The organism is Nonomuraea roseola (assembly GCF_039535395.1).
Classification (GTDB): domain Bacteria; phylum Actinomycetota; class Actinomycetes; order Streptosporangiales; family Streptosporangiaceae; genus Nonomuraea; species Nonomuraea roseola.
On the sequence record NZ_BAAAXC010000005.1, the window covers coordinates 583,873 to 609,114 of the forward strand.

Here is a 25,242-nt window from a genome sequence, read left to right on the forward strand (position 1 = left end):
CACCCATGAGTACGTTCGTTCTGATCCATGGCGCAGGTGATGTCGGCTGGTACTGGCATCTGGTGGAAGCCGAGCTGCGCACCCGCGGGCACGACACCGTCGCCCCCGACCTTCCGGGCGACGACGACTCCGCGACCCTGACCGACTACGCCGATGCCGTGGTCGACGCCGTCGGCGACCGCAAGGATCTTGCCGTCGTGGCACAGTCGTTCGGCGGATTCACCGCACCCCTGGTCGCCGACCGGCTCCGGGCCGATGTCCTGGTCCTGGTCGCCGGCATGATCCCTTCCCCTGGCGAGGCCCCCCGGGACTGGTGGTCCAACACCGGCTACCGCGAAGCCGTACGGGAGCAGGCCGCCCGTGACGGCGGCGCGACCGGCAACGAAGACCCGTACGTCAGCTTCTACCACGACGTGCCGCGCGAACTGGCCGAGCAGGCGCTGAGCAAGGAGCGTGCGCACCCGTCCGAGGCCGCCATGAACTCGCCGTGGCCACTCAAGGCATGGCCAGACGTCCCGACGCATTTCGTGCTGTGCGACCAGGATCGCTTCTTCCCGCCCGCCTTCTTCCGCCGGCTGGTATCTGAGCGTCTCAACATCGTCCCGGACGAGATCGCGGCCGCGCACTGCGTCGCGCTCAGCCGTCCGAAGGAACTGGCAGATCTGCTGGTGAGGTACGCGACCAGCCGCCGGTGACGGATGGGCCCCACTCCCCCACGCCATCGACGCCGAACACGGGGCGCCGTTGACGAACGTGCTACCAGCCGCCGAAGGCGCAGTAGATCTGCAGCGGCGCCGACAGTCACCGGTCGATGCTGGCCATGTTCGCCTCGTCATGGCGCTCGCCCGCGGCCGGCGTGAGGTTGTTCAAGCGGTCGAGCTGAGCGGCGCTGAGTTCGATGCCGGCGGCGGCGGTGTTCTCTTCGACGCGCGAGACCCGCCGCGTTCCGGGGATCGGGGCGATGTCGTCGCCGCGGGGTCAGCAGCCACGCCAGCGCGGTCTGTGCCGGGGTGGCTCCGATCTCGGCGCCGATGGCCTGCACCTCGTCGACGATGCGCAGGTTGCGCTGGAAGTTCTCGCCGGTGAACCGCGGGTTGGTCTTGCGCCAGTCGTCATCGGCGAAGTCCTCCACGGTGCGGATCCGGCCGGTCAGCAGGCCATGGCCGAGCGGGGAGTAGGGCACGAACCCGATGCCGAGCTCGCGCAGCAGCGGGAGGATCTCGGCCTCGACGTCGCGGGTCCAGACTACGCGTCGACCAACGACGCCGAGTCGGCCGAGTCGACCGAGACACCCGACTGACGGCCGGCACACCGCGCACCGCACTCGGCACCTGACGCCGGTCCGCCTCGTGAACTTTGCGGATGTCGGGGGCGCCCGATGGTCAACTGGGGCGGTTCACAGGGGTCACGGCGTATTCGGTGAACTGGCCGCAGGAGCGGAAGCCCAGACGGCGGTAGACGGGCTCGCCGTCCGTGGATGCCTGGAGGACCGCGATGCGGTGGTGGTGGCGGGCGGTGTGCAGGGCGGCGAGCGTGATGGCGCCTCCGTAGCCGCGTCGGCGGTGGGTGGCCAGGGTACAGATGTTGTAGAGCCCGGCCACGTCCGCGTGGAGGAACACCTCGGCCGAGCAGACCGGGCGGTTCTCCACGTAGCCAACCAGGTAGCGGGCCGGGGAGTCGGCGGCCAGCGCCTGGGGGGCGGCCCGGTCGAAGAAACGGCGCACGGTTCCGGCGGGCGGGTCCCAGTTGGCGGCGATGACCGTGGCGTAGTCGGAGAGCTGTTCGGGTGTGGTCACCGGGCGGATATCCAGTCCGTCCGCGGACGGCTGGGGCATGGGGTCCTCCAGATCGGCCCACATGGCCGTCTCATGTTCGGTGGCCGGCAGACCGGCCGCCGAAAGGCGGGCGGTCAGGTCATCCGGCGTGGAGGCAGGGCCCACCCACCAGGAGAAGGGACGGCCGGTGACGGCCAGCGTCCGAATCGTCTCGGTGATCCGTTCCTCGGCGGTGTCGGAGGTGAAGCGGGCCGCCGCGACGATGTTGAACGTGTCGTCGTCGAGACCGCTGTCGGCGACCAGGAGGTCGTCGATCTCCAAGACGGTCGCGCCTTTGACCTGGCGGTGCAGATGGCAGGCATGCTCGGCCAGGTTCTGCTCCATCCTGACCAGCAGATCACTCACATCGCGGAAAGGGGTCTTCATCGGGTTCACGAGGGTTGATCCCATCACGAGCGCACAGCACTGCCCGGACTCTTGGCCGCCACACGACCGTGGTGCCGCGTCGAGCGGGCGTCACAGCATCTCGTTGAGGACTGCGACCAGCACGGTTCCCTCGTAGCGGACGGCGAGCTTGTCGCGTATCTCGCGATCACGGCCCGGTGACGCTGGAGGCGGTTGAGCGCCGCCACCGGGTTGCAGCACCGGCTGCGGCAGTCAGCGGAGCCGTATCCGGACCAGGACCAGGGTCCTGGTCGTGGGCCGAAGGGAAGGATCCAGGGCCCCGATCCGGATCATCCGTTGCCAGGAGGTTTGCCGCCTCTCGCAGTGATGGAGTGGATATCGGGCGGGAGCGCCCGGCAGACGTTCGTATTCCAGTCCGTCCGCCGAAGGACATCGTGATCCGCGCCCTGACCGGCTACTCCACCAGACACCCATGGTGGGCAGCATCGAATCTGCCGGGAGGCAAAGAATGATTATGAAGAGTGTGGGCTGGCGTCGTTTCCATGCGGTCGTGGCGTCAGCGGCCGTGGCCGCGTCCGTCGGTGCGCCGGCGGTGGGTCCGGCTCACGCATCGTCGCCCGGATACGATCGGGTGGCCTTGCAGGCGGATCTGGATGCGATCCGCGACGCCGGCACGCTGGGAGTGCAGGCGCGGGTGGTCTCACCCGGCGGTGACCTGGCCGCGGCGAGCGGTACGGCGGTGCTGGGCCGCAACGTGCCGATCCCGCTCGACGGGCACTTCCGGATGGGCAGCAACACCAAGACCTTCGTCGCCGCTGTGATCCTGCAGTTGGAGGCGGAGGGCCGCCTGTCCCTTGACGACAGCGTCGAACGATGGCTTCCCGGGCTGGTGCGCGGCAACGGCAACGACGGGCGCGCGATCACCATCAGACACCTGCTCCAGCACACCAGCGGCCTCTATGACTCCGTGGGCGACATCGAGAAGAAGATGCACACCGAGCAGGGCTACCGCACCTACCGGTTCCTGCGCATGAACCCGCGGCGGCTGGTGGCTCTCAGCGCCGGCCACCGCCCGCTGTTCGCTCCCGGCTCCCGCTGGAGCTATTCGAACATCAACTACCTCTTGGCCGGGCTGGTCATCGAGCGGGCCACCGGGAACTCCTGGCGCAAGGAGGTGAAGCGCCGGATCATCACGCCGCTGCGGCTGCGGAACACGACGTTGCCCGGCGACTCCCCGCTCCTGCCCAAGCCCCACGTGCAGAGCTACACCCAGGACGCCAAGACCTCCCGGCCGTTCCGCGCCACCCTGCTCAGTCTCGGCTGGGCCGGCGCGGCGGGCGAGGCCATCACCACCACCGGCGACCTGAGCAGGTTCTGGCGTGCGCTGCTGGGCGGGAAGCTACTGGCGCCGCAACAGCTGAAGAAGATGACGACCACGATTCCCATCGGCGCGCCCGGCAGGGAGTTCGGCCTGGGCATGGCCAAGCAGCAACTGAGTTGCGGGGTCACGGCCTGGTCGCACCCCGGCGGCACACCCGGGTTCATCACCGACAACGCTGTCACACAGGACGGCCGCACCAGCGTGATCGTCTCACGCACCACCTACCCCGGCACACGAGAGCAGGGCCAAGCCACTGCCCGCCTGATCGACAACGCACTCTGCGGCACCTCACCGACCGACTGACGCTCAGATCAGCCCGGCCCTCCGACGGGCCTTGCGGTTGAGGTCTCTGCGGCATGACAGAAGGTCAGCCTTCAGGTGTGGCGGCCCATGACGCGTTGGCGAACCGGCACCCCCCACGACCACCACGTCCAGCGACTTCACCGCGTCCCTGCTCGCCGGCGGAGCCGACCCGCTACGCGCGCACCCGGGCGGCATGCCGTCCGGGTGCGAAGCCGAAATTCGCGGGCACTGGCCGGCAGCCGCAATCATGCGGGCCTGGATCGGGCGCGGCGTTCGGGGTCGACGGGTCGGAACAGCCGTCAGTGAACCTGCGTTGCGCTTTCCGCTCGCGGTCGGTGCGCACCCTGATCTGGCCGTGCATGAGGTACGGCTTGCAAAAGTGAACGCAGCAGTTGTGCGGCAGTGTCGGCGGACACTTCGCCGGGCGTGTTCATGATCTGGGCGGCGAGTCCGTCGACGAATGTGTGCAGGAGCGCCGCCCAGAGCTCGACCTGGGCATCAGGGTGCGGAAGCGTGGCCTGGCCCGGTTCGCGGACCGGCTCGTATGCACAGAGGGCGGCGATGCATTGCCGGTACACCGCTCGTTGGTCGTTCCACGTCACAGAGCCTCCCTCCGGAGGGTGTTGACGCTCCCATGCCACGACCGCTGACCACAGCGCGTACTCCTCACGCCGGTCGGCATCGAGCGGCAGCATCTCCTCCACGATCGTGGCGATCCCTTCGACCACCGAACTCGCAGCGCGGGGCCGCTGGACGCGTGGGAGGACCCTTCGACGGAGGGTGTCGGTGGTGGCCTGTACGACGTAGGCCTGCAACTCGTGCTGATTGCGGAAGTAATGCCGCAGAGACCCGGTGGACCAGCCGGCTTCGGTGGCGACTCCACGGACGGTCACGCCGGCAAGGCCTTCGCGCAGGATCACCCGGATGGCAGCCTCGCCGAGCTCGGCCCGTCGCCGGTCGTGATCAACGAGTCGTGGCACCTCCCCATGCTAACACGCCTGTGATATTTTAACTGACACGGACGTGTTATTACGGCTTGTCGGCTCCCGAAGGGAGACAGTCTTGTCGATCGAGACGATCGGGGCGGTGCTCGGACTGGCCCTGCTCGACACGCTGAGCCCCACCGTGATCGGGATAACGCTCTATCTGCTGCTGACCAGGCCGCATCGCATGGGCGCGCTGCTTGGCGTCTACCTCGGATCGGTCGCGATCGCTTACTTCGCCTTGGGCGTACTGCTCATGGTCGGCCTGGGCGCTGTCGCGCCACGTGTCGATGACACCGTGTGGGCCTGGGGCCAGGCCGTCCTCGGCGCCGCGCTCATCGTGGGGAGCTACTTCATCCCCGACAAGAACCCCGAACGTGCGTCCATCCGGGCTCGGTCCTTCACCATGCGATCGATGCTGCTGTTAGGGCTGGGGACCTGGCTGTTCGAGTTCGCCACCGCCGTGCCGTACTTCGGCGCGATCGGCATCATGACCTCTGCCGACCTGCCTGCCGTCCAGTGGTCGCCGCTCCTCGGCGTGTACGTGACCATCATGGTGATCCCAGGCATCCTGCTCCTTGTCGCCTGGGCCGCCCTGGGCGAACGGCTGCGTGAACGGTTCGAACGGTGGCAGGACAAGCTCTCCTCCGGATCCCGCGCAGTGGCGAGCTGGATCGTCTGGATAGCAGGATGCCTGATTCTCCTGGAGGCGGTGGACACGCTGTTCACGGAGGTCTCCGTCGTCACTCCGTGGGGATAGCTGGGACGTGACCGACTGTGGCTGGTGCTGATCACACACGTGCAGCCGTACCGCCCGGCCTCCGACGACCGAGGAGGTGCTTGTTCACTATATTTAGAACATGGTGAATCTATCGTCCACGCTCTCTCTCCGCGGCTGCGACCTGCGCTACGCCGACAGCGGCAGCGACGGCATCCCGCTGGTGTTCTCCCACGGGGCCGGGGCCGACCACGTGATGTTCGACGCCCAACGGGACTACCTGCATGCCCGGGGATATCGCGTCGTCACCTGGGACATGCGCGGCCACGGCCTCTCGCGGTCGGCCGGTGTCCGGTTCACCGCCGAGCAGGCGATCGCTGACCTGCGCGCCTTGATCGAGCACCTGGCGCTGGACCGGCCGGTGCTCGTGGGACAGTCCCTCGGCGGCAACCTCAGCCAAGCCGTCGTCCAGCGGCATCCCGACCTCGCCCGCGCCCTGATCGTCATCGGCGCGACGCCGAACACCGCACCGTTGTCCTGGAAGGAGCGCCTGCTGGTGAAGGCGGCCGCGCCGATGCTGTCGACGATGCCGGCCAGGGTCCTTCCGCGGCTGATGGCCAAAGCCTCCGCGATCACCCAGGACGCGCAGGCCGATGCCCGACGAGCCTTCGGCCAGTTGCCGAAGAAGGAGTTCGTCCAGGTGTGGCGGGCAACCGTCGCATTCCTCTCCCCCGACCCCGGCTATCGCACACCGGTGCCCCTGTGCCTGATACGTGGCGCGCACGACCGCACCGGCAACATCGCCTCGGCCATGCCCCGATGGGCCGAGACCGAAGGCATCGAGGAGGTCGTCATCCCCGGCGCAGGCCATATCGCCAACCAGGACAACCCTCAGGCGGTCAATGAGGCGATCGACGCGTTCCTGCGCACGATCCCGGCACCGAACCAGGCACAGCGATGAGCGCGGACGGGCGGCAGACGTTCATCACCTCGGTGGGTGACCTGCTGGCCTCATGGAACCTCCCTCACGCGACCGGGCGTACCTACGGGCTGCTGCTCCTCAGCGAGAAGCCGCTCTCTCTCGACACGATCGCTGCCGAGCTCGCCCTGAGTAAGGGGGCGGTGAGCACCGCGGTACGGCAGTTGGATTCCTGGGGACTGGCCAAGGTGATCCCACAGCCCGGCAGTCGGCGGCTCCTGGTCGAAGCCACTGGAGGAATCGAGTCGCTGCTGGAGGCCAGCCAGGTGCGGGCCAGAACCTTGATAGCCGCCCTGCGCGAGGGTGAGGCGCTGGTGAATCCCGGCCCTGCACAGGAGCGACTCGACGAGGTGATCGGATTGTTCACCAGCTATGTCGACGTCGGAAGCCAGATGCTCACCAGATACCGCGGGCAGCGAACCGGGCCCACCAGGACCTGACGACGCAGCGCCCGGGCCACGGACCAGCCGAACCTGCTCCTCGATTCGGCGGTGACGCGCATCCCGTCTCCGAGAGGGCCGCGGTGGCGACGATCCGGTGGAAAGGTCGGGGCCGAGGCATAGCGTCATCCCTCCGGGAGCGTCTCAAGGGCGACAACCGAACTGTGGAGGTGATCGTGGACGCCGCAGAAGAGCGACGTTTCCGCGACTTCGTTTCGGCGCGGTCCCCCGCGTTGATGCGCCTGGCGTTCCTGCTGGCCGGCGGTGACCAGCACGCGGCCGAGGACCTGCTCCAGACCGCGCTGGCCAAAACGGTCGCCAGGTGGCACGCCGTGGACGCGCCCGAGGCGTACGTGCGCCAGGTGATGTACCGCCAGCAGATCTCCTGGTGGCGTCGGGGGGCGTTCCGCCGGGAGACCACGGTCGCCGAGCCACCGGAGTGGACCGTCCAGGACGCGACGCACGCCGTCGAGGTGGGCATCGTCGTCCGGCGCGCGCTGGCCAAGCTGGCGCCCAGGCAGCGGGCGGTGCTGGTCCTGCGCTACTTCGAGGATCTGCCGGAGGCCGAGGTCGCGGCGGTTCTGGGCTGCTCCGTGGGCACCGTGCGCAGCACCACCCATCGTTCGCTGGCCAGGCTCCGGGTCCTGGCGCCGGAGCTGGCCGAGCCGTACAAGATCGTTGGGGAGGCGATGGCGTGAAGATCGACGATGTCGTGAAGGACACCCTCGGCCGGTGGGCCGAGGAGGCCACGGTGCCGCAGGGGCTCGCCGATCGGGCGCTCCGCAGGCGCAGGCGGAACAGGGTCAAGGCGTTCGCGGTGATGGCAGGGGCCACCGCGACCGTCGTGGCGGCCGCTCTCACCGTGCCGGCCCTGGTGCAGGGCAGCGGTGGCGAGTCCGGTGTCATCCTCGCCGAGGGGAAGCTCGCCGACGATCCCGCGATCTCCCTGACGGGACCTCCGGAGGTGTCGGCCGACCCGGACGCCACGCCGCCCACCAAGCTGGTGGCGACCGAGAAGATGGCCATGTACGCCTACTACACCTGGGACTACGAGAAGATCTCGGACACGCGGCAGATTCTCAAGCAGACCTGGTACCTCTACAACCCCGGCACCGCGACCTACGAGAAGACCCCGTGGGCCGCCGTCGACGTGGCGGCGGGCGGACACGTCGCGGTGCTGGAGGAGCCCCAGGCCCGCCGGGTCGGCCTGCTGGGGCCGGGGGGCCAGGTGCGGTGGATCGACCTCGAGCAGCCCGCCTCCCAGCTCAAGTGGTCTCCCGACGGCGGGAAGCTGCTGCTCGTCAGCTACACCGCCAACCCCAACGAGCAAGGCGTGTTCGACGAGGACGGCTCGTCGAGAGAGGTCGTCCCCGTCACGCGCACCGGCTTCTCCGTCGTCGACGTGGCCGGCGGTCAAGCGTCATTCCGCCCGCTCCCGGCCGGCGGCGACGCCTGGGGCCGGAGCGTGGACCTGCACTGGAGCGACGACGGAACCCTGATCTGGGACTGGGACACCGACAGCGAGTCGTCGCCGCCCCCCAGGCGGTTCTACGACCTGGAGGGCAGACCGCACGCCACCCCGCCGAACCCGGCCGACACCGGTCAGGAGGCCGGGCTCTCGCCCAGTGGCCGTTTCTCGGCCATCCACAGCCCTGACAGGAGCGCGATCGCGGCGGTACGGGACACGTCCTCCGGCGTGATCACTCCCCTCAAGCCCGTCGCGGGGCACTGGATCGAGCAGGCCATCGCCTGGTCCGGTGACGACCACCTGATCACGTGGGCGTGCGAGCTCAAGGGCTCGGCCGGTTGCGAGGTAAGCGAGTTCCGCAACCGCCTGCTGCTGGTGAGCGTCGACGGCAGGCAGGCGGTGCCACTCACCGGGTTCCGGGAGAACAGCCAGAAACCCGGCTCGTGGGAGCCGCTCTTCGCCCGCCGCTGAGGCGCCCACCCCCACCCTGAAGGCGTTCACTGCGCTGTTCTGGGATAGCGGCCGTCGTGTGCGCCGATGTAGATCACCACGACGGTGTAGCGCGTCGTCCGGTCCTCGGCGGCGCGATAGGTGTGGGGCCGGTCACCGCGCAGGGAGAGGGCGTCGAGGGCGGGGACGACGAAGGTGGCGCCGCCGATGTCGACCTGGAGGACGCCCTCGGTGACGTGGATGAGCTCTTTGGTGCCGGCTGGGTGCCCGGTGTCGTGGATCGCGTCGCCGGGGGCAAGCGTGTGCTCCCACAGCTCGTGGCGGCCGTCGCCGACCAGGAGCGCGGTGGTGCTGCGGCCGTGCAGGGAGACGAGGGCGTCGGCGCGGCGGGCGAGCGACCCGAGCTGCGTGGGCGTCTCCACCAGCTCACTGATCGGGATCTTCAGGGCGTGGCACAGCCGGGCCAGGGTCGCCACGCTGGGGTGCGTGCGAGCGGTTTCGATCTGGTGGATCATCCCGCGGCTCACGCCGCTGGCCGCGGCCAGGTCGTCCAGCCGCCAGCCGCGCAGGCCGCGGGCGGCGCGCAGGTTGGCGGCCAGGGTCTGGCCGACCTCTTCGACGATGTCCACGATCCCTACCCAATGCCAAAATGTTGATATTGACGTCCATAATAGTGTGATCAGCATGAAGTGGTCAGGGAAGTATGAAGCGATCTTGTTCGATCTGGACGGCGTGCTGGTCGACTCGCTGGGCGTGATCGAGCGCATCCTGCGGGAATGGGCGGCCGAGCACGGCCTGAACGGCGACGAGGCGGTGGCGCTGTCGCACGGCCGCCGCGACATCGACCTGATCCGGCTGCTGGCGCCGCACCTGGACGCCGAGGCCGAGACCGCGCGCATCGTGGCCACGGAGGAGCGCGACACGGCGGGACTACGAGGGCTGCCCGGCGCCGCTGATCTGCTGGCCGCGCTGCCGTCCACGCTGTGGGCCGTGGTGACCTCGGGCACGCGTGCGGTCGCCGCCGCGCGCCTGCGCGCGGCGGGGCTCCCCGCGCCTACGCACCTGCTCGCCGCGGAGGACGTGCCGGTGGGCAAGCCCGACCCGACCGGCTACCAGTGGGCCGCGCGACTGCTCGGCCGCGGCGCGCGGCACTGCCTGGTCGTGGAGGACGCCGAGGCCGGCGCCAGGGCCGCGGGGGCCGCAGGCATGGACTGCGTGGGCGTCGGCCCCGCCCTCGAGGGCCGTCGTGACCTCACCGTCGCGCACGTGCCGGACCTGAGCCACCTTCGCTTCTCCCTCGAGGGGGACGTCCTGGTGGTCGGCGTGCTCTGACGGAGGCGAGCACGAGGGGCCCTTGACGGCGCACGTCACCGGGCCCCAGGTGTTCTGTCCCAGGGATGTGCGGATCCTGATGCCGCGGTTGTCGAAGAAGGTCTCGAACGCCGTAATGGGCAGGGCCGCACGCCGGGCTGGGGTGGCGTGGCCGGAGGGGTTGTGAAAGTGCAGCGTGTCGTCGTCGTGGCCGGTGAGCAGGACCAGGTGCCCGCCCCGGGCCAGGGGCGGGCTGGTCGGGGCGGTGGATCTCTTTGTGGACCGAGGCCATGACCAGGTGGCCCTCGTCCAGCAGGCTGGGCAGCTGTCGGGCGGGTGTCGGCGGCTGCCGACACCCGCCCGATCGCTGCGTTCAGGCGGACGTGGTGATGACTCTGGCGAGCATGTCGGCCATGGCCTCGGCTCCCGCGTCGTTGGGATGGATGTGATCGCCAGAGTCGTAGGCGGGCCGCAGGACAGTCGGCGCGGCTGGGTCATGCAGCGCGTGATCCAGGTCTGCGACGGTGTCGCAGTGGGCGCGGATCCACTCGTTGACCAGCTGGCGTGTCCGTTCCCCGTCGGAGGTGTCGAATCCGGGACTGACGCCGTCGGCTCCCCCGAAGGGGGACACGGTCGCGACGATCGTCGTCAGTCCCGCTCGCCCGGCTTGGTCGTTGATCGAGGTCAGCCCGGCGATGAGCTCGCCCGCCGACACCGCGGGCAGGCCCAGCATGCCCGGCATGCCGATGTCATTGATGCCGAGTTGCACGACGACATGTGTCACTCCCGGCGCGGCGAGCACGTCGCGCTCGAAGCGGGCGATGCCACGTTCGCCGAAGACGTCACTGAGCAGCCTGTTGCCGGCGATGCCGAGGTTGAGCACGAAGGTGTCGTCGAGCTTGCCGGCCAAGAGGTCGGGATAGCGGTGGTGGGCGCCGTGGGCGGTGCCCACCCCGTCGGTAAGAGAGTCGCCGAAGGCCGCGACCACCTGGCGTCCTTCGGGAGCCTCGATGTCGATGCCGCTCAGGTAGAAACGGGGTTCCACCTCTTCGGCGCCCGTCAGGTGGGTCCGGGAGACGGCGTCCCCGGCCACCACGTACCCGGTCTGCAGTGCGAACGGATGGTAGGTGGCCAGCCCGGCATCTGAGGCGTGATAGGTGCTGACCACCAGGTCGGTCTTGCCTGCGGCGGCGAAGTCGACGGGATCGCTCACAACTTCAGCGCCGGCCTCGATCGTCACCTGCGCTGTCCCTGCGAAGGTGACCGCGATGTCGGTGCCAGGGGTGATCGAGGATCGGGTGTCGTGCGCGGCCACGTGGGTGCGGGCGATGGTGAGGGGTTGCTTGCCGTACTGGTTGCTGAGTCGTACCCGCAGACGATCACCGGCTCCGTGCACGCGCACGATCTGACGGAGCGTCTGATCGCGGAAGGCGCGTGAGGGGTGGATGAGGGTCATCGACTCATGCGCGCTGACCGGGGCGGATCTGAAGGCCGCCGTCCATGTGGTGGTCACGTGTTCATCCCTCCAGGGAGCTCAGCAGGTGGCGGGTGAGGTCGCTGAGACGCGTGGCGGCCTCTGGGGAGAAGGACGGGTGGTCCAGGCTGATCGGCTTGGTCTGCATGAAGGCGCTGAGCGGGGCGGCGGGTGAGTCGTCGAGGAGGGCGATGATGGGTTTGACGCCTTCGGCGACGGGCGCGCCGTACCTCTTGAGCGACTCGACGTGGGCGGCGGTGGCGGCGTCGTACTCGCCGCGGAACGCGGTGGACACGGGCCCGGGGTTGATCAGGACATATCGGGTACGGCTGGACGCCCGTTCGGCGGTGAAGGCGGTGCCGAGCAGGTCGTTGGCGCGTCCGGCCTGCATCTGAGCCTCCACCCCGTCGTAGCCCCGCTGCAGCATCGGGTCGTCCCAGTGGATGCGGCCGATCGGGACACCGGGTCCGGACACGTTGATGATGACCTCGGGGTCGGTCAGGCCGTGGCTGAGCAGGTGGCGGCTCAGGTACTCCAGTGCGAAGGTGGCCTCGAATCCCTCGGCGGTGACGAACCGGGCTGAGCGGAAGTATCGGGCGCACAGCACGAGTGCGTCGACGGCCGGGTAGGCGGCGTTGATCTCGTCGATGACGCGCCGGTTCTCGCTGACCAGGCTCAGGTCAGCCGCGATGAGATGGGTGCCGGGGAGGGCTTTGTCCTTGTCACGTCCGACGATGACGACGGTGTCGCCGCGGCGCAGGTAGGTGCGGGCGAGCTCTCTGCCCATCCCGTCGGTGCCACCGGTGATCACGAGGGTCTTCACAGGGATGCCTTTCCGGTCAGAGCGGGTTCACGAGAGGGCAGGAGCGGGATGACGGCGAGAATGATCGCGATCATGGCGAGGGCGAGCCAGAAGATGCCGTGGAAGCCGGTGATCGGGTCACCGGCGATCTGCAGGACGAGCGTGACCATGGCGACGCCCAGTGCGGCGCCGAGCTGGTTGAGCATGTAAAGGACCGAGCTGCCCTGCGCCACCAGCGGGCCGGGCAGGCTGCGGTAGAGCGACCCCATGGTCGGGGCGCTGAAGCAGCCCATGCCGAGCCCGATCGCCAGCGCGGCAAGCACTGGCCAGACCTCGGCGGTGCCGGCACCGATGCGGGTGAAGGCCAGCGCGCTGAGCCCGGCCAGGATCGCGCCCGCCGTGGCCAGGCCGCGGGCGCCGAACCGGTCCGACAGCCGTCCGGCCAGCGGCATGGCGATCGCCCCGCCCAGGCCCGCGGGAGCCATCAGCAGCCCGGCGGTCAGCACGTCGTGCCCGTGTGCCTGCTGGTAGTACAAGGGCAGGGCGAACAGTGTGGCGAAGTTGGCCAGGCCGCCGAGCCCCATGATGGTGACGCTGGCGACGAAGCCGCGGCTGGCGAACAGCCTGGGCTCGATCAGGGGCGGTGTGCGGCGGGTCCGCAGCGCGTGCACGGCATAGCCGGTGATCAGTGCCGCGCCTGCGATCAGTGGGAGGGCGACCTGCCCGCCCTGCTCGGCCGATTGCGACACGGCCAGCACCAGAGCCGCGAAACCGGGCGCGAGCAGGGCCAGGCCCAGGACGTCCAGCCGGGTCCGCACGTGGTCCGCAGGCGCCTCGTCGGGCACCGCGCGCCGCGCGAGCAGGTAGGCGAGCATGCCGACCGGCACGCTGAGCAGGAACATCCAGCGCCAGTTCAGGGTGCTCAGCACGGCGCCGCCCGCAACCGGCCCGAGGACGGGCCCCAGCGACAGCACCACTCCCATCAACCCCATCACCCGTCCGGCGTGTCGTGGTCCTGCGGCGCGGGCCAGCAGGATCAGCACCAGCGGGTCCAGGATCCCGGCACCGACGCCTTGGAGGGCCCGGAAGGCGATCAGGCTGCCGACGTTCCACGCCAGCCCCGCTGCCAGCGAGCCGGCCATGAACACCACCAGGCCCGCCAGCCAGAGCCGTTTGCCGCCGAACCTGTCGACCGCCCACGTGGTGAACGGGATGGTGGCGGTGACGGCGAGCAGGAATCCTGTCGAGGCCCAGCCGACGGTGCCGAGCGAGGTGTCGAAGGCGGTGGCCAGGGTGTCGGTGGCCACGGCCGCCATCGTGCTGTTGAGAATGCCCAGCAGTCCGCCGAGCAGGATCACGGCGATCATCGCCAGGAGCCGAGGATCCAAACGATCGTCTATTGAACTCACGGGTTCAACATAGTTATCCAATGCGTATGCATGCAACCTAATGGTCCACCGTTATGAACCCATGGGTATAGTCAGTCCATGACCACATCGCGCGGACGGATCGACAAGCGGCAGGCGATCCTGCGGGGCGCGTTCGCCGTGTTCGCCCGGCAGGGCTACGCCCAGGCCTGCGTCCAGGAGATCGCCGACGAGGCGGGTGTGGCCAAGCCGACGGTCTACAACCACCTCACCGACAAGGCCACCCTGTTCAGGCACGCTGTCCAGGACGCGGCGCAGGCCGCCCTGCAGCAGCGCCTGGCCGCGCTGGAGCCGCTCGTCGAACCGGGCGACAACCTGCGCGCCACCCTCGAGGGCGTCGGCCACGAACTGCTGCGCCTGCACTGCGACGAGCACTCCTGCGCGCTGCGACGGCTCCTCTACTCGGAGATCATCCGCTTCCCCGACATCCTCGACGTCGTCAACGAGTCCGGTCCGCACCGACTCACCCAGGCGCTGGCCGACCGGCTTGCCCGCCTCATCCTGGCCGGCCGCCTGCGCGCCACCGACCCCGAGCTGGCGGCCGAGCAGCTACTCGCCCTGCTCGTCGGCCCCCTGGAGGCGCGCTCCCGCATGGGCACCCGGCTCCTCGGCGACGATGAGCTGCGGGAGGTGGCCCGGGTCGCCGTCGACACCTTCCTCCAGGCTTACGCCCCCTCTGACCGGCAAACCCTCGCCTCCTAGAGTCGCAGGGCTGTGACCGGACTCCGCGGATAATGAGCCATTATCTGCGATAAGCGTGGGTGCCGTCCTGGGAGAACACCCGTCCCGGCACCGGCGACTCCCCATGCTTATCTGCGATAGCTCCAGGGAAGCGAGTTCGACCCGCAGATGTCCCGGTTCGTGGCCAAGCTCACCGGCGCGCTGGAACTGGTTCCCCTCAGCTGAGCCACCTCCGACCTGGCCGCACGCCCTCACCTCTCCCGGCTCCTGTAGGTGGCCCGCAGGTCGATCAGCTTCTCCCTGGCCACCTCGTCCAAGGCCCGGCGCTGATCCTGGTCCTCCTCCCAGGTGGCCTCCGCGCACAAGACCCTGGCCGCCTCGTGCGGCTCGGCGTCGCGCACCACGTACCAGACGGTGTCGCCGCAGCCGCGCCTGTCGTGGTCGCGGCGCAGGACCGTCACGATGCCAGAGACGAGGATTTGCCTGGTCCACACATTCCTGGCCAGAATCTGCCGATCCACCGTCAGCCCCTCGTCCATGAGCTCGCCGCCGAGCATGTCGTCCTCCCACCGCCACACGCGGCGACTGACACCCGCTGCTACATAGAGGGCGCCACGGCCTTCGACGGGCACCGAGAACGTCTGCGTGCCGCCGCGGCACAACTCCTTGGCGATGCGCTCGCCGTCGGCGTACTCGCGCAGCCGATCCACGCCCAGGTCGCGCCCGGACAACGACCCCCGCCGCGCCTGCTCGGCGTAGTAGCGGTCGATCAGCGGATCCTTGAACCGCCCCGCACGAGTCTGCGGCGGGGCGCAGGAGGCCGGGGTGAGGTCCACACCGTCCTCGATGTCGACCCCGGCCGCGCGCAGCAACTCGTGAACGGTGACGCCCCTACCTTCCGCCTTGCGGCGCAACATGCGCAGCCAGCCGTCGAAGGTGTCCAGGTCCGGGTCCGCGCGCAGCGACGCCCAGTCCGCCACCGCCGAGACCGGCACCGGCACCTCCCGCCGCGCCGGAGGTTGCACGAGCTGCTCGGGCTCGAGGTCGATCGAGTAGTACAGAACCCCGCGCGCAATGTAGGAGAACGGCGCCGCGTGCGTAATCGGGTCGAAGACATCCCGGATCGGCCAGAACCTCAGCAGCCACGCCTCCTCGCACTCACCTGTGGCATGCCCGTCGCCTGGCTCGGGTTCACGCAGGTACATGTCCACGCCGTACTCGAAACGCGGCGGCCCGATCAGGAAGTCATGCCCCCTGCCGTCCAGCATCGCCACGATCGCGACCACACCGCTCTCCGCGACGAACGTCGCAGAACTAACCGGCGTCCACGAGGCGTCCGCGGCCCCCGGCTCGGCGTCCCAGGACTCCAGGCGCACGGCCGCGACGAAGTGGTAGATCTCGTCGGTGGGAGAGCCCCACTGCGGCAGGTCGGTGCCGTCCAGCCCGAACGTGTTGTACTCGACGTAGACTTCGTCGTCGAGCCTCCGCAGCAACTGTGCCATGTCAACGCCTTCGCCTTGTTGGTGATCATCCTGGCTTGGCGGAGTATGGCCCACCGCACTGACAATCCGAGGCGACGTGCACGTACGCCGCGCTGGCATCCGCGTCGTCCACGTAGGGATCTGTCCAGTTAACGACTCTGTCCCGTAATCGGGGTAGCGCTTAGTGATCACCTGCCAGATCGCCGATCTTGTGGATGTGGTGTTTTGCTGGGCTGTCTGCCCTGGTCTTCGAGGGAGTGAAGGATGAGGACAGCCTCATCCGGGTCCTGGCCCGGACGCGCGAGGAACCGGTGCCGTGCCTGGGGTGCCGGGCGCTGACCGGCCGGGTGCACGGCCTCCAACGGTGTTGCTGCACCTGGGGGAACTCCTTGAGAAACACGATCACGGGACGGCGGGCCCGGCTTCCATCCACGCAGGTCAGACCCATATCCGTTGGATTTTCCGCGATTGCTACCGGGACCCCCACCCCGCCGCGGCCGGCTGGCGCCACGCCGCCACCCGCGTAGTCGGCCCTCCGCTCGGGTCGGCGTCACCAGGGGAAAAGTAGCTCTACTCCGAACCTTTACCGGCGTTTCGCAGTCAAAGCAGAGCATGATGAAGACGATGATCGGAGCCTCGCTCCTCGCCGGCTCACTGCTGGTCTCCGGCGCCACCGCGGCGGACGCCCGTACGAAGCCGACGCTGGGTCCCTACGGTTATGGCGCCGTCAAGTTCGGCATGACCGTCAAGCAGGCCAAGACGACGGGGGACGTCGTCAAGAAGATGCCGGGCCACGGCGGCTGCTCCGGCTGGGACCTGAAGAAGTTCCCGACCCCCAAAGACTCGGTCGGCATCTACATCTCGCCGAACGTGGGACTGGCCGCCATCTTCGCCGCGAAGGGCATGAAAACCCCGGAAGGCATCAAGATCGGCTCCACCGTCAAGCAGGTGAAGGCGGCCTACCCGCACATCAAGAAGGACGTCCACGGCTTTTATGTGATCACGGTCCCCGGCAACAAGGAGGCTTACTACACCTTCGGTGTCACGCACGGCAAGGTCACCGAGTACGGCATCGCGCTCAACAAGCAGGACTGTTTCAACTAGTGGAGTAATTCTCCTGGATTAGGTCCTTCGTTCGGGCTGGCGCGATGGGGCGCAAGGTAGATCCGTTTCCCTAGGTCAAGCGCTGCGGAAGCATCTGTCGAGTTCCTTCGCCAAGCTGATTGTCGACGTTGATTCTCGACCCGAGTTCTCGCTCACCCTGCGACCTGTGGTCTTCCGACGCAGTCTCGACAACGAAGCGAGAAAGCTACTTTGCCCCGGGTGGCACGGACCCGAGTGGAGGGCCTAGTCACGTCGTGGGATGGAAAAACCCAGTCGCTGTTGATCAAGATCCCTGGAACCCTTCCGGCATGAACGGGGACCATCAACCAGGCGCGACGTCTCGCCTGTGGCCGTTTCCCCGATGCTCTCGTCGTGATCCTCGCCGGGTCGACGGCTGCCGGGCGGGCCACTGCCCGCAGTGACTTGGACATCGCGGTGCTCGTCGGGGACGGTGGCGAGACCGGCCGGGAGACGATCCGGTTCGAGGGTCGTGTCGTGGAGTTGTTCGTCCACACTCGTGCCGGTCTCGTGGAGCTCTTCGCCGCGGACGTCGCTGCACGTCGTGCGGTACCTGCTCAGGGCGGCCGGCGCTCTGGCAATCGCGGTCAACCTGCTGTTCACTGCCATCAAGCTGCCGATCATCGTGATGGTCGGCACCCCGGTCGACGTGGGCCTGGTGATGGCGGCCCTGGGCGCGGGCGGCCTGGTGGGGGCGTTGATCTCGGCCCGGCTCATGCGAGCCCTGCCCATCGGACGGCTCCTCCTCGTGGGCACCTGGTTCGTGGCAGCCGCTCTGCCGCTCGTGGTGCTTCCCCTGGGCTCGTACTGGGCTCACGTAGTCCTGTTCCTCGCCATGCTGGCCGCGCCCGCGCTGAACGTCGCGCTGGGGGTCGAGATCTCCCGCGCCACTCCCGATCACCTGCAAGGCCGTATTCACGGGGTGCTCATGCTCGCCTTCTCCGGCGCCACCCCGCTCGCCCCGCTGCTCGGCGGCCTGCTCACCCAGTACGCGGGAGCCGTACCGGCCATCCTTGGGTTGTCGGCGTGCCTGGCACCGTGTTGTGTTTGCGGCCACGTTCTCGCCCACGTTGCGCACGGCCGCTCCCCGCGTGTTCCAGGCATCGTGATCCGCAGACGGGCCCCGCGCTCCACCAAGCGAATCGACGTGACCCGCCTGCCTGAAGACGTCGTGGCGCTCATCGACGCCCTCGGGCCCGGCGAGAACCTGGTCATCACGCGTGACGGCGCGTCGATAGCGACAATCTCCAGCACCGTCGACGTCGTCCAAGGCGCCATCGTCGACCGCGTCGCGTCGGATGAGGCCACCGATCAAGCATCGAGGGCCCACGAGAGCGTGACAGTCGTGGTCACCGCGATGGCACTGTCGAAGAAGGCCCGGGTTGCGCTTTCGACACAGCTCGGGGCGGACTACGTAGTGCTCGACCTGCGCGCAGCCCCCAAAACAGCCGATGTGCTGCTGGTACCTCCAGGCAGCCCGCAACTGATCGGAGGGCTTCGATCGATGTTCCCGAAGGCTCGCGTCATCGTCACCGAGATCGAGGACCACGAGCTCGGAGTTCAGTACCACGGCCCGGTCCGACGCCTGCTCGACGCCGGCGCTGATGCGTATGTCCCTCCGGCGACCCTCCCACACCTGGCCAGGCAGCTTGACTACACACTGAATCAAGGGCGCGAGATCGCCGGCGGGGCCGCTACGCCACTGCAGATCGCACCGATCGTGGCGCTGACAGTGCGAGCGGCCGCGTTCAGGGCGCCTGATGACCCCTCGCGGCGTGTGTCTGCCGCGAGGCGAGTGCGAGACCTGCCTGCCGTGGCTGGGTGAATCGCAGCATGTTGCCGGAGGGATCGTGGAAGGCGCAGTCGCGGACGCCGTCGGGCTGGTTGATCGGTTCTTGCATCACTTCGGCTCCCGCGGCCTCGATGTGCTCGAAGGTGGCGTCGCAGTCGTCGGTCACGAAGCCAAGACGGCACAGGACGCCGTTGGGGATCAGGTCTGCGATTTTCTGCCGGTCGGCCTGCGCAACTCCCGGGTCCGTGCCGGGCACTTCGAGGACGATCTGCACGTCCGGCTGCGCCGGCGGGCCGACGCGCACCCGCCGCGTTCCCTCGGATTCGAGGTCGTCGCGTACCTCTAAGCCGAGTACGTCACGGTAGAAGGCGAGCGCCTCGTCGAGGTCATGGACGGCGAGAGCGCAGAAGGAGAGTTTGAGATCCGTGCTGGTCAACGCCGCTCCTTGTCGCTGGCGGAGAGGTAGACGATGTCGAGGTCGCGGAGCCGGTCCGGGTCGGTGTCGATGGCGATGCAGGTGATCTTCTCGTCGTGGATGGTGAAGGTGATGACGGCCTTCGGCCGTCCGCGGTGCGACCAGACGGCCGCCGGGACGCCGTCGACCAGGGCGAGCCGGGCGGCCTGAGCCCGTCCGGCGAAGAAGGCCGCCACCGCTTCGGCGCCACGGATCTCTATGGCCACGGCTTCCGGATCGAGCAGCTCGACCAGGGCGGTGAAGTCTCCGCCTCGGGCCGCAGCGAGGAATGCCTCGACGATGTCCCGCTTGGCCGATTGCGCGGCATCGGAGGCTTCGGCCGTTCCTTGCACCCGGCGCCGGGCTCGGCTGGCCAGTTGCCGGGCCGCCGCCGGGGAGCGGTCGATGATGGGGCCGATTTCGGCGAATGACACGGCGAAGACGTCGTGCAGGACGAACGCGAGCCGTTCGGCGGGGGTCAGCGTGTCCAGCACCACCATCAGCGCGACACCGACCGAATCGGCCAGCAGCGCCTCATCCTCGGGTCCGGCCTGACCGTTCGGGTGGATGCTGGGCTGCGGTGTGGCCGGCTCGGGCGGCAGCGCCCCGGCCGCGTCCTCTCGCCGGGCCCGGCGAGCCTCGAGCATGTTCAGGCAGACCCGGGCGACGATCGTGGTCAGCCACCCTCCCGGGTTCTCCACCTGGCTGGTGTCGGCGCGGCTGACCCGCAGCCACGCCTCCTGCACCGCGTCCTCGGCCTCGCCGGGTGAGCCGAGCATCCGGTAGGCCACCGCGTGCAAGCGGTCCTGGTGCTCGGCGAACCGCTCGCTCAGCCAGTCCTGCTCGATCATCTGTCACATTCCTCCGTCTAGCCGGTCATTACTGATTGACCGGTGAATACGCGCCGATGTGACATTCGGCGTTCGACCTGCTGGTTCAGGCAGCACCTACCCCTCTAGTACACAGGGAGATATGACATGACAGCGCACGTGATCCCGACCCTGATCGGCGTCCGGGACATGGAGGCCGCCAAGCGGTTCTACACCGACGGGCTCGGCTGGAAGGTCAAGAACGACTACGGCATCTCGGTGTTCTTCGAGTCCGACGGCGCCTCGCCCATCGGCCTTTACGGCCGCGAAGGTCTGGCCAAGCTGATGGGCACGAGCCCGGAGGGCAGCGGCTTCAGCGGGCTGGTCCTCACCTACGAGGTCAGCAGTGAGAGGCGGGTTGACGAGGTGTTGGCGGAGGCCGAGCAGGCCGGCGCCACGATCCTCAAGCCCGCCGAGGCCCTGCCGTGGGGTGGGTACGGCGGCACCTTCGCCGACCCGGAGGGCTACATCTGGCGCGTCGGCCACAGCGCCCAGGGCCAGGATTAGCCCTTCGCGGAGTAGCCGCAGAGGAAAAGCAAGGAGTAGATCGTGAAGTTTCGCACCCTCGTCGAGCCGCCCGAGCCCATGCGGGGGCTGGAAGTTCCACCCGAGGTGGTGGAGGCGCTCGGCGGGGGCGCGCGACCGCCGGTGACGATCACCGTCAACGGGCATTCCTGGAGGAGCCGCGTCGCCATCCTGCGCGGCCGTCACCTGCTCGGCCTCAGCAACGCCAACCGGCAGGCCGCGGGTGTCGCGATAGGCGAGGAGATCGAGGTCGAGCTGGAGCTCGACATCGAGCCGCGCGTCGTCGTCGAGCCCGCGGACTTCGCCCGAGCCCTCGACGACGACCCGGCCGCCCGCACCGCCTTCGACCGTCTCACCGACAGCCGCAAGCGTGAGCACGTGCGCGCCGTAGAGAGCGCGAAGAAGCCCGAGACGCGCCGGCGGCGTATCGAGAAAGCCGTCGCCGCCCTGCGGGGCTGAACCCAGAACAAGACTCCGTCGACAATGCGATCGCCGCGCGGAGGCCCGACCCTGCCCAACCTCCGGAAGAGACCATATGTCGAAACACCTAAAGACCGGTCTGTACTGGTTCCTGGCCCTTCAGTTCGCGCTGGGAGCCGTGACCAAGTACTGGCCGGGCGACACGATATTCAGCACCGCGTACTCCGTGAAGTTCGTCGATTGGGGTTACCCGTCCTGGATGCGCTTCGTGGTCGGTGCCCTGGAAGGCGTCGCCGCTGTCTTGCTCGTGATCCCTGACCGGCGTACGCGCTTCCTGGGTGCCGCAACGCTGATGTTCGTGCTCACCGGCGCGGTCACCACCCACATCGTCAACCACGATCCGGCGGTGGGAAGCTGGGCCGCGCCGACCCACCTCGTCATCATGGGCGTCCTCGCGCTGGCCAACTGGCCCGCCGACTGGCGAGACCTCCTGCGGGCTCCTACCGCGCCGAGAGCCCGAACACCACGTCCATCCAACGAAATGACAAGGGTGCAGCACCTTTGAAGGGAAACCCTGACCTGCGCCGACAGCGGCGGCCTCGTCGCCCCGCCGCTGGTCCCTGGCGCCGATCAGGACGGTCATGCCCAGCTCGGCGAGCTGTCCGGCGGCGGAACGGCCGATCCCCTTGCCCTGTTCGCCCCGGTGACCAGCGGCTTGAGCCCGGGCAGGGCGGCCTGTCGGGATCAGAAGGTTTCTCGACAGGCATCCGACGAGCCTCTCGGCGGCAAACCAGACACCAGATGACGAAGCATCGACCCGGATGGTCGTTCTCGGCGCGCGGGAATACGCTGCCGGGCCGGCAGGCGCGGTGAGGATCTGCCTCGAGGGCCCCTAAGATTGCATCCCGGAGGCAGGACCTACCTCAGGCTCCGTGCCCAAGTGGTCATCGAGGCTCCTGGTCAGGCGGCGGTCGTTACCGTGCTGGACATGTGGACCACGGGGGCTTCTGCGCCCCGATCGCACCGGCTGACTTGCCGAACCTGCCGCACCGCGCAGCTGGCCTGGTTACGGTTCTAGCTGGCCGTCTGGCGCCAACCGCTCTGGCTGACGTGGAGCGTCGGGAAACTCCGCCGAGCGGGATCCGCACACGCGCGTAGACCTGTCCGGAAGGCCCGGTATTCCGGGGGTGTGCCAAAACTTGTGACCTCCGCTCGCGTGCCCGAGCGTGGGTGCCTCGCGAAACTCGGCGACGCCCTGGTGTCCTCGTTAGCCCGCGCGACACGCCGTCACCATCGGTGGCCATCTCGGGCGGCGCCTACCGTGAGATCTGTCGCATGTGACCCTGGTGTGGGAACGACTTTGGCGCGGCTGCTGGTCGTGGTCGACGTCGTGGCGCGGATCGCCTGGAGCCCTGGGAGATCCCGATCGGCATCGTGACCGCGCTGCTCGGGGCGCCGCTGTTCCTGTATCTGCTGGACCGGAGATTGGGGCGCGGGTGAGGCTTGCGGTTGAGGGCCTGTCGGTCGAGCTGGCAGGGCGACAGGTGGTCTCGGACGTCGGGTTGCTGGTGGGCGACGGTGAGGTCGCCGGGCTGGTGGGTCCGAACGGCAGCGGCAGTCGACGCTGCTGCGCACCGTCTACCGGCACCTGCGACCGGTCCCGGGGCGGGTGCTGCTGCGCGGTGACGACCTGTGGCGGCAGCCGGCGGCGGTTACGGCCCGGGTGGTGGCGGCGTTGCCCCAGGAACGTCCTGCCGACTTCGAGCTGACGGTGGCCGAGGTGGTCGCGATGGGGCCTACGCCGGACAAGAGGGCCTTCTCGCGCGACGGCGCAGAGGATCGGGCCGTGGTGGAGGAGGAGGCGCTCGCGCAGGTAGGGAGGGAGGGGCTCGGTCCCCGGTCGCTCACGGGGCTGTCCGGCGGTGAGGGGCAGCGGGTGCTGCTGGCTCGGGCGCTGGCGCAGCGGCCGAGGGTGCTGGTGCGATTGTGGCCAGCGCGCGGGAGCAGACCGACGAGCACTGTCATGCGGTCGTGGCCCGGCAGGCACCGAAGCGGACGTCAGGCACGGAGATGGTGCGGGCCCTGCGGCGGGTGGTCAGTCTGGCCGCCTTCGAACTGGGCGGCTGAAGACGCTGGTTACGGCGAGACTCCGGACCGGCCGCGCCCCAAGTCGTTTTCGTCCCCTGACCAGGACGGAGCAAAAATGCGTGGCTGTGACGCAACCTGTCCGACCCCGCGCGCATGTAAGGGGCGTGAAAAGTAAGATCGTCAACGCGAAACCGCCACCGGCGGTTTCCGGGACCGGAGCCTCGGCCGATGCCGTCGTGACGGAGCTGTTCCTGGCTCATCGGCTCGATCTGGTCCGCCTGGCGTTCCTGCTGGCGGGAGACCAGGAGACGGCCGAGGACGTGGTGCAGGACGCCTTCGCGGCGGTGTACCGACGGTGGAGCCGGTTGGCCGAACGGGAGAAGGTGCTGCCGTACCTGCGGGCGGCCGTGATCAACGGGTGCCGGATGGTCCATCGGCGCAGGTCGGTCGCTCGCCGATTCCGCGGTGACCGCGAGGTCCCGTTCTGGTCGGCGGAGGCCGCCGTCCTTCTCGGAGAGAGCCGCCGAGAGGTGTTCCTGGCCGTACGGGCCCTGCCGCGCCGCCAGCGCGAGGCGCTGGTGCTGCGCTACTACCTTGACCTTTCCGAGGCGGAGATCGCCGAGGTGATGGGCGTCAGCCGCGGCACGGTGAAGTCGACGGCCTCCCGAGCGCTCCGGGCGCTGGCCGCAACCCTGCAGGAGGAACGATGAACGGCGACCTCGAAGACCGGCTGCGCGACGCCTTCGCCGCCGGTGCGGGACTCGTGACAGCGGAGCGCTTGCGCCCGGCTGAGCAGGCCGTACGACGGCGCGCCCCCGGCTTCCGGCGCGGAGCCTTCCGCGTGCTGCCGGTGCTCGCCGCCGCGTCCATGGCGGCGGTCATCGGGTCGGTCGCGATCGTCCCGTCCCTGCTCGGAAACGCTGCCGGTCCGCAACCCGCCGGTGTGCGGTCCCCGGCGAGCGCCCAGGAGGAGGAGTTCTCCGCGGTCGTGGATCGGCTGGCTCGCCGGGCCGAACAGCCGGGCAGGCACTGGCGCAGCGAGATCGAGGCGGTCACGTGGGGGCAGGTGCTCACGCAGACCTACAACGTGGAAGACCGCGTCAGGACGGTCTATTGGGCGACCGACCCGCTGCTCATGGTGACCACCCCGCTCTCCAGCCGACCGGCGACGGCAGCCGACGAGAAGAAGTGGCGCAAGTCCGGCTCGCCGGACCTGTGCGGCAACCACATCGGATGCGAGACAGCCTTGCTCCGGCGTGGGCTCACCGGTTACGTCCGCCTCGAGAAGCTCGCGCTCTCCCCGCCGCTGACACCCGCACAACTACGTGCGCTTCCGCAGGACCCGGACGAGCTGAGGAAACAGTTGCTTCAGCTGTGGTCCGCAGAGCGCCGGGCCGCGGCGCGGAGCGGCGGCCCCACCTTCGAGGCGCTCCCTGCGGCCGACATGTTGTGGGCGGCAGGGGAAGGGATCCTCACGCGGACGCCGGCGACGCCGGAGGTACGGGCGGCGGTGCTGCGCATGCTGGCCGCCCTTCCCGGCACCCGGATCGTCGACAACGCCCGGGACGCCGACGGGCGGCGCGGGCTGGCCCTCGTCCGCAGATCCGAACGCGATCCGCTGGAACGGCAGATCGTGCTCGATCGAACCAGCGGCGCCGTGCTCGGGATCCAATCGCTGGCGGTCCGGTCCGGCACTTACGCGGGGATGGGCGCGGGTGACATGGTCCGGGCGGACCTGGTCAGGAAGCTGGGCTGGACCGACAGCGGTCCCGTCGTTCCCGAGGACTGTCCGAAGAAGGCAGGCGAGGTGTGCGTCAGGCCGCGATCAGCGAAATGAACCCGCGGAGATCGTAACGGACGCTACCGAGGCGCGGCCCTCAGGCGTTACCAGGAG

The 25,242-nt window shown here is 69.0% G+C and carries 27 protein-coding genes; 17 read left to right on the forward strand and 10 right to left on the reverse strand.

The window, feature by feature from the left end:
• Positions 1-5 precede the first annotated feature (5 nt).
• Entirely contained in the window at positions 6-695 is a 690-nt protein-coding gene (locus tag ABFX55_RS04675) for an alpha/beta fold hydrolase (protein ID WP_346117932.1), read from the forward strand.
• Between the two features lie 137 nt (positions 696-832).
• Here ABFX55_RS04675 and ABFX55_RS04680 read toward each other — a convergent pair whose 3' ends face one another.
• Positions 833-1,324, reverse strand: a complete 492-nt coding sequence (locus tag ABFX55_RS04680) for an aldo/keto reductase (protein ID WP_346117934.1) — start codon at positions 1,322-1,324, stop codon at positions 833-835.
• A gap of 58 nt (positions 1,325-1,382) precedes the next feature.
• Entirely contained in the window at positions 1,383-2,201 is an 819-nt protein-coding gene (locus ABFX55_RS04685) for a GNAT family N-acetyltransferase (RefSeq protein WP_346117936.1), read from the reverse strand.
• A 451-nt stretch (positions 2,202-2,652) separates the two neighbouring features.
• Here ABFX55_RS04685 and ABFX55_RS04690 point away from each other — a divergent pair, with 451 nt between their 5' ends.
• Complete coding sequence (locus ABFX55_RS04690) at positions 2,653-3,864, forward strand: serine hydrolase domain-containing protein (RefSeq protein ID WP_346117938.1); 1,212 nt, start codon at positions 2,653-2,655, stop codon at positions 3,862-3,864.
• 299 nt (positions 3,865-4,163) lie between these two features.
• Here ABFX55_RS04690 and ABFX55_RS04695 read toward each other — a convergent pair whose 3' ends face one another.
• The gene (locus ABFX55_RS04695; RefSeq protein ID WP_346117940.1) at positions 4,164-4,844 is read right to left on the reverse strand and encodes a TetR/AcrR family transcriptional regulator; all 681 of its coding nucleotides are present in this window, start codon (positions 4,842-4,844) and stop codon (positions 4,164-4,166) included.
• Between the two features lie 82 nt (positions 4,845-4,926).
• On the opposite strand from ABFX55_RS04695, the gene ABFX55_RS04700 reads away from it, so the two are divergent.
• The 5 genes from ABFX55_RS04700 (at position 4,927) to ABFX55_RS04720 (ending at position 8,923) form a co-directional block, all read left to right on the forward strand.
• Positions 4,927-5,607, forward strand: a complete 681-nt coding sequence (locus tag ABFX55_RS04700; RefSeq protein ID WP_346117941.1) for a GAP family protein — start codon at positions 4,927-4,929, stop codon at positions 5,605-5,607.
• Positions 5,608-5,707: 100 nt separating this feature from the next.
• Positions 5,708-6,526: an alpha/beta fold hydrolase gene (locus ABFX55_RS04705; protein ID WP_346117943.1), complete on the forward strand. Its 819-nt coding sequence runs from the start codon at positions 5,708-5,710 to the stop codon at positions 6,524-6,526.
• Positions 6,523-6,984 (forward strand): GbsR/MarR family transcriptional regulator, encoded by a 462-nt coding sequence (locus ABFX55_RS04710; protein ID WP_346117945.1) that lies wholly within the window; start codon positions 6,523-6,525, stop codon positions 6,982-6,984. The genes ABFX55_RS04705 and ABFX55_RS04710 overlap by 4 nt, the downstream gene beginning before the upstream one ends.
• Before the next feature lie 176 nt (positions 6,985-7,160).
• On the forward strand, positions 7,161-7,682 hold the full coding sequence (locus tag ABFX55_RS04715) for a SigE family RNA polymerase sigma factor (protein WP_346117946.1): 522 nt from the start codon (positions 7,161-7,163) through the stop codon (positions 7,680-7,682).
• A complete protein-coding gene (locus ABFX55_RS04720) occupies positions 7,679-8,923 on the forward strand; it encodes a hypothetical protein (protein WP_346117948.1) in 1,245 nt (414 codons plus the stop codon). Before ABFX55_RS04715 ends, ABFX55_RS04720 begins: the two co-directional genes overlap by 4 nt.
• Positions 8,924-8,949: 26 nt before the next feature.
• On the opposite strand, the gene ABFX55_RS04725 is transcribed toward ABFX55_RS04720, so the two are convergent.
• The gene (locus tag ABFX55_RS04725) at positions 8,950-9,531 is read right to left on the reverse strand and encodes a helix-turn-helix domain-containing protein (protein WP_346117950.1); all 582 of its coding nucleotides are present in this window, start codon (positions 9,529-9,531) and stop codon (positions 8,950-8,952) included.
• 85 nt (positions 9,532-9,616) lie between these two features.
• Between ABFX55_RS04725 and ABFX55_RS04730 the strand changes: the two genes are divergently transcribed.
• The gene (locus ABFX55_RS04730; protein WP_346117952.1) at positions 9,617-10,234 is read left to right on the forward strand and encodes an HAD-IA family hydrolase; all 618 of its coding nucleotides are present in this window, start codon (positions 9,617-9,619) and stop codon (positions 10,232-10,234) included.
• A 352-nt stretch (positions 10,235-10,586) separates the two neighbouring features.
• Here the strand turns inward: ABFX55_RS04730 and ABFX55_RS04735 are convergent, their stop codons facing one another.
• Genes ABFX55_RS04735 through ABFX55_RS04745 form a run of 3 tightly spaced genes read right to left on the reverse strand, consistent with a single transcriptional unit; the run spans position 10,587 to position 13,856 of the window.
• Positions 10,587-11,726 (reverse strand): GDSL-type esterase/lipase family protein, encoded by a 1,140-nt coding sequence (locus ABFX55_RS04735; protein ID WP_346117954.1) that lies wholly within the window; start codon positions 11,724-11,726, stop codon positions 10,587-10,589.
• Positions 11,727-11,730: 4 nt separating this feature from the next.
• A complete protein-coding gene (locus tag ABFX55_RS04740; protein ID WP_346117956.1) occupies positions 11,731-12,510 on the reverse strand; it encodes an SDR family NAD(P)-dependent oxidoreductase in 780 nt (259 codons plus the stop codon).
• Complete coding sequence (locus ABFX55_RS04745; protein ID WP_346117957.1) at positions 12,507-13,856, reverse strand: DHA2 family efflux MFS transporter permease subunit; 1,350 nt, start codon at positions 13,854-13,856, stop codon at positions 12,507-12,509. The genes ABFX55_RS04740 and ABFX55_RS04745 overlap by 4 nt, the downstream gene beginning before the upstream one ends.
• Positions 13,857-13,976: 120 nt before the next feature.
• Between ABFX55_RS04745 and ABFX55_RS04750 the strand changes: the two genes are divergently transcribed.
• On the forward strand, positions 13,977-14,618 hold the full coding sequence (locus tag ABFX55_RS04750) for a TetR/AcrR family transcriptional regulator (RefSeq protein ID WP_346117959.1): 642 nt from the start codon (positions 13,977-13,979) through the stop codon (positions 14,616-14,618).
• Positions 14,619-14,848: 230 nt separating this feature from the next.
• On the opposite strand, the gene ABFX55_RS04755 is transcribed toward ABFX55_RS04750, so the two are convergent.
• Complete coding sequence (locus tag ABFX55_RS04755) at positions 14,849-16,099, reverse strand: hypothetical protein (protein WP_346117961.1); 1,251 nt, start codon at positions 16,097-16,099, stop codon at positions 14,849-14,851.
• A gap of 594 nt (positions 16,100-16,693) precedes the next feature.
• On the opposite strand from ABFX55_RS04755, the gene ABFX55_RS04760 reads away from it, so the two are divergent.
• Together ABFX55_RS04760 and ABFX55_RS04765 are read left to right on the forward strand one after the other, a co-directional pair.
• The gene (locus ABFX55_RS04760; protein WP_346117963.1) at positions 16,694-17,182 is read left to right on the forward strand and encodes a hypothetical protein; all 489 of its coding nucleotides are present in this window, start codon (positions 16,694-16,696) and stop codon (positions 17,180-17,182) included.
• A gap of 562 nt (positions 17,183-17,744) precedes the next feature.
• Entirely contained in the window at positions 17,745-19,025 is a 1,281-nt protein-coding gene (locus ABFX55_RS04765; RefSeq protein ID WP_346117965.1) for an MFS transporter, read from the forward strand.
• On the opposite strand, the gene ABFX55_RS04770 is transcribed toward ABFX55_RS04765, so the two are convergent.
• Complete coding sequence (locus ABFX55_RS04770; RefSeq protein ID WP_346117967.1) at positions 18,949-19,428, reverse strand: VOC family protein; 480 nt, start codon at positions 19,426-19,428, stop codon at positions 18,949-18,951. The genes ABFX55_RS04765 and ABFX55_RS04770 overlap by 77 nt on opposite strands.
• Entirely contained in the window at positions 19,425-20,297 is an 873-nt protein-coding gene (locus tag ABFX55_RS04775; protein WP_346117969.1) for a sigma-70 family RNA polymerase sigma factor, read from the reverse strand. Before ABFX55_RS04775 ends, ABFX55_RS04770 begins: the two co-directional genes overlap by 4 nt.
• A gap of 126 nt (positions 20,298-20,423) precedes the next feature.
• Between ABFX55_RS04775 and ABFX55_RS04780 the strand changes: the two genes are divergently transcribed.
• The 6 genes from ABFX55_RS04780 to ABFX55_RS04800 all read left to right on the forward strand — a co-directional run bounded on the left by ABFX55_RS04780 (position 20,424) and on the right by ABFX55_RS04800 (position 25,185).
• Positions 20,424-20,822, forward strand: coding sequence for a VOC family protein (locus ABFX55_RS04780; protein ID WP_346117971.1), 399 nt, complete (start codon positions 20,424-20,426; stop codon positions 20,820-20,822).
• 42 nt (positions 20,823-20,864) lie between these two features.
• A complete protein-coding gene (locus ABFX55_RS04785; RefSeq protein WP_346117973.1) occupies positions 20,865-21,299 on the forward strand; it encodes a YdeI/OmpD-associated family protein in 435 nt (144 codons plus the stop codon).
• A 76-nt stretch (positions 21,300-21,375) separates the two neighbouring features.
• Positions 21,376-21,825 (forward strand): DoxX family protein, encoded by a 450-nt coding sequence (locus tag ABFX55_RS04790; protein ID WP_346117974.1) that lies wholly within the window; start codon positions 21,376-21,378, stop codon positions 21,823-21,825.
• 1,062 nt (positions 21,826-22,887) lie between these two features.
• Positions 22,888-23,523, forward strand: a complete 636-nt coding sequence (locus ABFX55_RS49690; RefSeq protein WP_379479272.1) for an ATP-binding cassette domain-containing protein — start codon at positions 22,888-22,890, stop codon at positions 23,521-23,523.
• A 61-nt stretch (positions 23,524-23,584) separates the two neighbouring features.
• Complete coding sequence (locus ABFX55_RS04795) at positions 23,585-24,058, forward strand: SigE family RNA polymerase sigma factor (RefSeq protein ID WP_346117976.1); 474 nt, start codon at positions 23,585-23,587, stop codon at positions 24,056-24,058.
• A complete protein-coding gene (locus tag ABFX55_RS04800) occupies positions 24,055-25,185 on the forward strand; it encodes a hypothetical protein (RefSeq protein ID WP_346117977.1) in 1,131 nt (376 codons plus the stop codon). The genes ABFX55_RS04795 and ABFX55_RS04800 overlap by 4 nt, the downstream gene beginning before the upstream one ends.
• Positions 25,186-25,242: the final 57 nt, after the last annotated feature.